Genomic DNA, 5,167 nt, shown 5'->3' on the forward strand with positions numbered 1-5,167 from the left:
GGGGCCGGGGGGGAGGGCAGCCTATTCTGAGGTCAGTTGTCGTTCCATCAGGCGGGCGAGAGCGGCGGTGGGAGTGGTCTGCCCTTGCAGCAACTGGTGAACCTCTTGAGTAATGGGCACGGGGATCCCGTGTTGGGCGGCAATTTTTACAACGACCGGAGCTGTGTAAACGCCCTCGGCAGTACCCTCCATTTCGGCCAAAATCTGCGACAAAGGCTTGCCCTGGCCCAGCCCGTAGCCCACCCGGTAGTTGCGACTGAGGGAACTGTGACAGGTGGCCAGCAGATCCCCCAACCCCGACAGGCCGTTGAAGGTTTCTGCCCGTGCCCCCAGCTTGGATCCCACCCGGATCATCTCTGCCAGGCCGCGGGTAACCAGAGCCGCACGGGCATTGGCCCCCAGTTGCAAGCCATCACACACGCCAACAGCGATGGCAATGACATTTTTCAGAGTGCCACCCAGCTCCACCCCCAACGGGTCACTGCTGGTGTAGAGGCGGAACCGCTCTGAAGAAAGGGCATACTGCACCTGCACAGCGGCCCAGGGATCCCGGCTGGCCACCACTGCTGCTGCCGGCAAGCCTTGACGGATCTCCGCCGAGAGGTTGGGCCCCGAAAGCACCACCAGGGGCTGCTCCGGGAAGGTGGCCCCCCAAATTTGGGTAGGGGTCAGAAGCTGCAGTGGATCCAACCCTTTGGTGGCCGAGACCAAAATTGCCTGCGGCGGGATCCCCACTTGGCGCACCGCTTCCACCACAGGGCGTACCCCCGCCATAGAGACGGCTGAGATGAGGATTTGGGATCCCTGGAGCACCTCTGCCAAATCCAGGCCCTTGCGGCGATCCCAAACCCGCACCCGGTGCCCTTGCCCCTGAGCCAGCATTGCCAGGGTACTTCCCCAAGCCCCGGCTCCCAAAATGGCAACGCTTTGAGGAGATGTTGGGCTTTGGCCTTCTGCGCTAGTGTTCATCTAATCTGTTCACCCGCAGACTTTCTCTTAAGCTTTCTTCGTAGGATGCCTCTCAAAAAGCCTGCGCCGGCAAAGGGAAGACCGGCGACAAAGGTTAGTATGGGTGGATACCAAATCATGGGTTAGCTCGAGAGCAGACGACATGGCAGAAGCAGGGATCCCCCGCCTTCCTCCTGAGGTAGCTGCCAAAATGGGAACCTGGCAGCACGGGTATGCCCTTACCAATGGCATTCAACTGCACTACGTCACCCAAGGGGAAGGGGAGCTGGCGATCTTGTTGCACGGTTTCCCGGAGTTTTGGTACTCCTGGCGGCATCAGATTCCGGTGTTGGCGCAGCGGTTTCGCGTGGTGGCACCCGATATGCGCGGCTACAACGATTCCGACAAACCGGATCACGGCTATGACCTGGATACCCTTACCGAGGATATCCGCGGCTTGCTAAGCCACTTTGGGGCCCGAAGAGCGGTGGTCGTAGCCCACGATTGGGGGGGAGCCATTGCCTGGCACTGGGCGCAATTTTTTCCTGAGGAGATTCGCAAGCTGGCCGTCCTCAATTCTCCCCATCCGGCCTGCTTTCGCCGGGAATTCTTGAGCAACTTGGATCAACTGCGCCGCAGTTGGTACCTGTTCTTTTTTCAATTGCCTTGGCTGCCAGAGTGGGTGCTGCAGTGGGATTTGGGAGATTGGGTGCGCCGCATTTTCCAGGAAACCTCGGTGCGCAAAAGCGCCTTCACCCGCCACGACCTCAAGCTCTACCAAGAGGCCCTCTCCAAACCCAAGGTTCTCACCTCTGCCCTCAACTACTACCGCCAGCTGTTTAACCTGCCCACCTTGCAGAACCTGTTTTTGCAGCCCATGCGGCAGATCCTCGCCCCCACCCTGCTGATTTGGGGAGAAGAAGACTTTGCCCTCAGCCGCGAGCTAACTGAGGGGATGGATCCCTTTTTCCCCAACGGCCTGCGCAAGGAGTACATCCCCGAATGCGGCCATTGGGCGCAGCAGGAAGCTCCGCAAACGGTCAATCGGCTGCTGATGGAGTTTCTCTAGCGGGCCGGGCTTGGGATCCGCTCTTTACCATCTTCAAGGGTTGACCCTAGAATAATCCACTGAATTCTACGGGAGAACCGGCATGGCCCTGGAGTATCCATCCCATCTGCGCTACGTGGACACCCACGAGTACATCCATGTTGAGGATGATATTGCGGTGATTGGGATCACAGCTTATGCCGTCGATCAACTGGGGGATATCGTTTTCGTGGGCTTGCCCGAAGAAGGGACAGAGATTGAAAAAGGGGAAAGCTTTGGCTCGGTGGAATCGGTCAAAGCCGTCGAAGATCTCTATGCCCCTCTTTCTGGAGAGGTGGTAGCCGTGAATACAGCGGTGGTGGAGAGCCCCGAAAGCCTTGCCGACGATCCCTATGGCGATGGCTGGCTGATCAAGGTGCGCATTGCCAACCCCGAAGATCTCGAGGACACCATGAGCGCCGAAGCCTACGCCAGTTTGGTGGAGGGATCCTAAACTCCAGCAGTTGGCCCTCAACTACAGCAAAGTCTCTCGGTTACCACCCTCAGCTTTGGCCCGGTAGAGGGCTTTGTCGGCAGCAGCCAGCAGACTTTGTGGGTCAGTTCCCTCTCCCAGCTCCAGCAGAGAGGCGATGCCCACACTGCAGCTTAGGGAGATGGTCTCCGTCCCCGCCTGCACCAACAGGGTCTGGACAGCCTGCCGCAAGCGTTCTGCCAGCCCTAGGATCTGCGAGTTCGGGATCCCGCGCACCAGCAGGGCAAACTCATCGCCCCCCAAGCGGGCCACCAGGTCGTCTTGGCGAACGTGAGCTTGCAATCGCCGCGCCACCTGGATCAAGGTTTGATCCCCAGCCCAGTGCCCCCAGCGGTCGTTGATTTGCTTAAACCCATCCAAATCCAGATAGAGCACGTGGAGGGGAATGCGATGGCGAAGGGCAAAGGGGATCTCCAGCTCCAGTTGCTCCAGGAAAAAACGTCGGTTATGCAAGCCGGTCAGCGGGTCGTGGAGGGCGGCAGTGGCCATTTGCAAAAAGAAGGCTTCTTCTGCCGCGTCGTAGTAGGCAAACTTGAGGGTGCTGGCCCCCACTTGAATGCGATCTCCATCCTTCAGGAGAACGCGGCTGATGCGCTCGCCGTTGACATAAGTGCCGTTGAGGCTCTCCAGGTCGGTGAGAACATAACCCTCACTTTCTCTTTCCAGCCGACAGTGCTGCCGGGAGACGGCGTGATCCAAGAGCTGAATGTCCGCGCGGTGGCTGCGCCCCAAAACTCCACCCCTCGCCAAGGGAAACGTCATGCCCACATTGGCGCCGCTGAGCACCGTTAGAAAGGCCGCAGTTGCCTCAGGCTGGGGTCTGCGCTCGTAAAACTCCAAGGGGATCTGAGTGGTTGGCTCCTCTGGCAACTGAGAGAGAGGGTCGAGAGGCATGGAGAGGCCCAACGAATTGTGCGGGTTAGCAGTAAGCACTCGTTATATCCGTATTATGTCGGTTTTCCCCAGGCCGTGTTTGGGTGAGCGAGGGATGTCTCGCCGGTTCTGATCTGTAAACTTGCGGAACTCTGGAGTTTATCGTATACCATCGCACGCGGTGAGGCCCTCAGTTGAGAGCTACGCGAGGATTCCATCCCGCCTGCGCGGTTGTATCGGCCAGCTGTGGGAAGAAGCTCAATGACAAACCCCAATTTCCCCAGGATCCCAAGTATTTTTCGGGATAACTCAAAAAACGGGTTCGGTTTGCCCCTCGTTCCCTGATTTCGAGAAGAGGCTCTCTCCTCTATGTCCTACAGATCCTCTGACTTCTGAAGAGTTGCCGAGGCGGCCTAGAATGGGTCTGGGATCCCTGAGAGGAGAAATGGGGCATGATTAGACCCAATTCTGCCCATCTATTGACTCCGGATTTTCGCCTCAGCCTGTCGGTGTTGGCTTTGGCGGTGCCGCTGTTCTGGCTTTCGTTTTGGGCGGGGCTAGGGGTGGGCCTGTTTGGCCTGTTTTTGATGGTGCAGACCTCTCTGATCGGGCTGGCCTTTACCAGGACGGCGCTGCAGGTCTACAGCGGCTCCAAGCGCATCCGCGAGTTTCCCTACAGCGAGTGGCAGGATTGGCAAATTTTCTGGCCGCCGCTGCCGGTGTTGTTCTTTTTCCGAGAAACCCGGAGCATTCATTTTTTGCCGATGCTGTTTAACCCTGCTGAGCTGAAGATGTGTTTGGAAGAGCGGGTGGGTCATCTCCACGCCCAACATCGGTCTCAAGGATCCCCGCCGATTGCTGGTCCGGGTAGCTCCCGCCGATGAGTGGCTCCGCCTTGTGGGTTTGGCAGCAGGCAGGGAGATGGCGCTGGCTGGAGTGTCAGCTTTTGGCGGAGTGGCCTCATGCTTTTGGCTCTCGCCAAGGTCATCCCCATCCCCCGTCTCAGTTGGCCGCCCGGCTGCAACTGCCCCCTGAACAGGCCGCGTGGGGCCATCAGGTGCATGGCTGCAACTGGGTTTGGGCAGATGGGATCACCGAAACCTTTGGACACAAACGAGAGCAGGACTGCTCTGTTGGTCAAGGGATCCCTACCCGCTCTCAGGCAGATGCGGTCATTGCCCGCCGCCAAGGAGATTCTGCCTGGGTCTGCACCGCTGACTGTGTGCCGATTTTGGTGGCCAGCCAAGAATGGGTGGCAGCCATTCACGCCGGGTGGAGAGGCACTGCTGCGGGGATCTTGTCCAAGGTGCTGCAGGAGTTTTTACAGGCGGGGATCCCTGCTGCTGGGATCCGCGTGGCCATCGGGCCCTCTATTTCGGGGTCGGTCTATCAGGTGTCAGAGGAGGTGGCGGAGCAGGTGCTGCAAAGCCTACCCCCAGGGCTGGATGCCCGCGCCGCCCTGTTGCCCGATCCTCTGCCTGGCAAGGTTCGCCTGGATCTGCGCTGGGTCAACGGTGCCCAAGCCCAAGCCCAAGGGATCCCCCCTGAACACATTGCCGTCAGCCCCCATTGCACCCTCAGCCAACCCCAAGATTTCTTTTCCTACCGCCGCGATGGATCCCTGAAGGATGAGCAGGGCCGTCATTGCGTGCAGTGGTCGGGAATCGGCCTGCGGTCGTAGGCAGACTTGACCCAGTTCTGCCCGGAGGAACGGGAAGTAGTGGCTATAATTGCGCTCAAGACAGGGCTGATACATTTACGCTGAA

6 protein-coding genes are annotated in these 5,167 nt (G+C 59.1%); 4 read left to right on the forward strand and 2 right to left on the reverse strand.

The window, feature by feature from the left end:
* Positions 1-21: 21 nt before the first annotated feature.
* Entirely contained in the window at positions 22-969 is a 948-nt protein-coding gene (locus NW819_RS05995) for an NAD(P)H-dependent glycerol-3-phosphate dehydrogenase (protein WP_414355725.1), read from the reverse strand.
* A gap of 103 nt (positions 970-1,072) precedes the next feature.
* On the opposite strand from NW819_RS05995, the gene NW819_RS06000 reads away from it, so the two are divergent.
* The gene (locus tag NW819_RS06000) at positions 1,073-2,017 is read left to right on the forward strand and encodes an alpha/beta fold hydrolase (protein WP_414344493.1); all 945 of its coding nucleotides are present in this window, start codon (positions 1,073-1,075) and stop codon (positions 2,015-2,017) included.
* Between the two features lie 82 nt (positions 2,018-2,099).
* Positions 2,100-2,489 (forward strand): glycine cleavage system protein GcvH, encoded by a 390-nt coding sequence (gene gcvH, locus NW819_RS06005; RefSeq protein WP_011432013.1) that lies wholly within the window; start codon positions 2,100-2,102, stop codon positions 2,487-2,489.
* A gap of 21 nt (positions 2,490-2,510) precedes the next feature.
* Here gcvH and NW819_RS06010 read toward each other — a convergent pair whose 3' ends face one another.
* The gene (locus tag NW819_RS06010; RefSeq protein ID WP_414413196.1) at positions 2,511-3,422 is read right to left on the reverse strand and encodes a diguanylate cyclase; all 912 of its coding nucleotides are present in this window, start codon (positions 3,420-3,422) and stop codon (positions 2,511-2,513) included.
* Between the two features lie 431 nt (positions 3,423-3,853).
* On the opposite strand from NW819_RS06010, the gene NW819_RS06015 reads away from it, so the two are divergent.
* Together NW819_RS06015 and pgeF are read left to right on the forward strand one after the other, a co-directional pair.
* Positions 3,854-4,285 (forward strand): DUF3119 family protein, encoded by a 432-nt coding sequence (locus NW819_RS06015; protein ID WP_414413197.1) that lies wholly within the window; start codon positions 3,854-3,856, stop codon positions 4,283-4,285.
* Positions 4,282-5,082, forward strand: a complete 801-nt coding sequence (gene pgeF, locus NW819_RS06020; RefSeq protein WP_414413198.1) for a peptidoglycan editing factor PgeF — start codon at positions 4,282-4,284, stop codon at positions 5,080-5,082. Before NW819_RS06015 ends, pgeF begins: the two co-directional genes overlap by 4 nt.
* Positions 5,083-5,167: the final 85 nt, after the last annotated feature.

It is taken from the genome of Synechococcus sp. R8-2 (assembly GCF_047461715.1).
Classification (GTDB): domain Bacteria; phylum Cyanobacteriota; class Cyanobacteriia; order Thermostichales; family Thermostichaceae; genus Thermostichus.

Bases quoted from the DNA above. Each gene is read 5' to 3' on its own strand.
- NW819_RS05995 (WP_414355725.1), bottom strand. From the start codon at position 969: ATGAACACTAGCGCAGAAGGCCAAAGCCCAACATCTCCTCAAAGCGTT.
- gcvH (WP_011432013.1), top strand. From the start codon at position 2,100: ATGGCCCTGGAGTATCCATCCCATCTGCGCTACGTGGACACCCACGAG.
- NW819_RS06010 (WP_414413196.1), bottom strand. From the start codon at position 3,422: ATGCCTCTCGACCCTCTCTCTCAGTTGCCAGAGGAGCCAACCACTCAG.
- NW819_RS06015 (WP_414413197.1), top strand. From the start codon at position 3,854: ATGATTAGACCCAATTCTGCCCATCTATTGACTCCGGATTTTCGCCTC.
- pgeF (WP_414413198.1), top strand. From the start codon at position 4,282: ATGAGTGGCTCCGCCTTGTGGGTTTGGCAGCAGGCAGGGAGATGGCGC.